The organism is Shewanella sp. KCT, assembly GCF_007636505.1.
GTDB lineage: Bacteria > Pseudomonadota > Gammaproteobacteria > Enterobacterales > Shewanellaceae > Shewanella > Shewanella halotolerans.
The window spans coordinates 1-2,428 of record NZ_LVDJ01000037.1 but is presented as its reverse complement, the minus strand read 5'-3'; the positions used below and the strand labels follow the sequence as shown (position 1 = coordinate 2,428).

Genomic DNA, 2,428 nt, shown 5'->3' with positions numbered 1-2,428 from the left:
AATCGCTACGCCACCAAGATGGAGGCCGTGGGCAAGAGCCTGCGAGAGATGCGTGAGATCACTCAGGTATGGACGGCAGAGCTGGGCGATAAGCCAACCGGCGAAGTGACCAAGTTGATCTTAGAGATGGCGCGGTCACAGCTGTTTAAAGCCCTGTTAAATGAGTCTGAAAGTGGCGAAGCCGCAGACGTGGGCATGATTAAAGAAGCCATGTTAGCTGTGCAGCGTTTGGAGTCTGCTGCTATGGCCAGCCACAAACGTGAAAAAGAGATCCGTAAACTGTTTGCCGAAGAGGCGGCCAATGCTGTTACCGATGAGTTACGTGGCGAAGATGGTATGAGTGAGCAGCTCGAAGCTCGTATTCGCGGCATTTTGCTGGGGAAAGCATGATGAAGATTTCGTATTGGTTATCCTGCCATCTCTATGGCATGTTCTTGGCCTATTTCATGCTGTTATCACTGGATAATTTTGCTCTTTCTTCCTTTGCGTTTTTCTTTATTTTGCTGATGGTGCTTGCTTATCGAGTACCTTGGAAGCCAGAGGTGAAACATGGCTAAAAGTGGCTTACACATGAAGGCGATCTCTGAGCCGCGCAAGATTAACTTGGCCGAGGAGATGGAACTCGCTGGTGTCGATGTCCCTCAGGAGATCAGTGACGCGCAGCCAGCTAATGAGCCGGTGTTTTTATCCTATCAGCAACGCTGGTTCGAGGATGAATCACAAATCATGATCGCCGAAAAAAGCCGTCGAACAGGTCTCACCTGGGCAGAGGCTGGGCGTAACGTGATTAAAGCCGCTAAGCCGCGTCGACGTGGTGGTTGTAACACTTTCTACGTGGGCAGTAAAAAAGAGATGGCGCTGGAGTACATCGCCGCCTGTGCGCTCTTTGCGCGTGCATTCAACCAGCTTGCCGAAGCTGATGTGTATGAGCAAACCTTTTGGGACAGTAGTAAGCAGGAAGAAATCCTCACCTATATGATCCGTTTTCCTAAAACGGGTCGCAAGATTCAGGCGCTCAGTTCGAGACCTTCTAACCTTCGTGGTCTACAAGGGGACGTGGTTATTGATGAGGCAGCATTCCATGAGGCTCTTGAAGAGCTGCTTAAAGCCGCTCTGGCACTGACTATGTGGGGCAATAAGGTCAGGTTAATTAGCACCCATAATGGTGTCGATAATCTTTTTAATAGCCTGATAAATGATGCCAGAGAGGGACGTAAAGATTACAGCGTTCATCGTATCACCCTGGATGAAGCCATAGCCGATGGATTGTATAAACGTATTTGTTATGTCACCGGCCAAGAGTGGACGTTGGCGGGCGAGGTTGAATGGCGTGAAGGCTTATACAAAAACGCTCCTAACAAGGAGAGCGCCGAAGAAGAGTATGGTTGCATCCCTAAAAAATCAGGTGGTTCTTATCTCAATCGAGTGTTGATTGAAGCAGCGATGGTCGCCGACCGTTCTATTCCTATTTACCGTTTTGAGGCACCAGAAGACTTTATGAGTTGGACGCCAGAGATGCGCGATGCAGAAGTGAGAGACTGGTGTGAGCAACATCTAAAACCAGAGTTGCTTAAGTTAAAGCCTGCACACAACCACGCATTTGGTGAAGACTTTGCTAGACGTGGAGACTTGACGGTATTCACCCCGCTAGCCATTAAGCCTGATCTTAGAAAGCGTGTCCCCTTTGTGGTTGAACTCAGAGATACCACTTATGAGCAACAAAAGCAGGTGATGTTTTACATCTGCGACCGCTTACCAAGGCTAGTGGGGCTGGCCTTTGATGCTACAGGTAATGGTGGCTATTTGGCTGAGCAGGCTGCGTTGCAATACGGCGTTGAGATGGTCGATCAGGTGAACCTTTCACAAAGCTGGTATCACGAATGGATGCCGAAAATGAAGGGGGAATTTGAGGCGTTTAATCTTGAGATCCCCAGACATCAAAACGTGCTGGATGATCTTCAGCACATCAAACTGGTCAATGGTATTCCCGCGATCGATAAAGGCCGTAAGACAGATCTGGAGTCAATTAAGGCGAAAGGCAAGCGGCATGGTGACTTTGCCGTTTCTTTATGTATGGCCGTCCGGGCATCGTATATGGAGGGGGCACCTATTGAATACACCCCACTTCCAGGCAAGGCCAGCCGAGATGATGACGAACTCGATGACGACCTCTATGCAGGCAGTTATGAACAAGGAGCCTACTAATGGCTGAAACCACTCCTACCGACACTCATGAAGATACTCATACCGACACTCTTACCGACAAGAATGGCACCCGTTATAAGGTGAGCGAGAAGCAGCTGTCACAGCCTCAAACTGACAGGGCTAGGCTCGCTCATCTGCAGTCTCACTATGCCAGTCATCCCAGTCGCGGCCTAACCCCGGCTAAGTTAGCGGGTCTATTACAGCTGGCAGAACAGGGGGATTT

General features: G+C 49.6%; 4 protein-coding genes. All 4 read left to right on the top strand.

Annotation, left to right across the window (positions count from 1 at the left end):
- The coding region (locus AYI87_RS21125; protein ID WP_144204533.1) for a DUF3486 family protein at positions 1-390 on the top strand (390 nt) is incomplete at its 5' end.
- Positions 387-557, top strand: a complete 171-nt coding sequence (locus AYI87_RS21310) for a hypothetical protein (protein WP_186300695.1) — start codon at positions 387-389, stop codon at positions 555-557. The genes AYI87_RS21125 and AYI87_RS21310, both read left to right, overlap by 4 nt.
- Positions 558-570: 13 nt before the next feature.
- A complete protein-coding gene (locus AYI87_RS21120; protein ID WP_260865205.1) occupies positions 571-2,205 on the top strand; it encodes a hypothetical protein in 1,635 nt (544 codons plus the stop codon).
- The coding region (locus tag AYI87_RS21115) for a DUF935 family protein (protein WP_144204531.1) at positions 2,205-2,428 on the top strand (224 nt) is incomplete at its 3' end. The genes AYI87_RS21120 and AYI87_RS21115, both read left to right, overlap by 1 nt.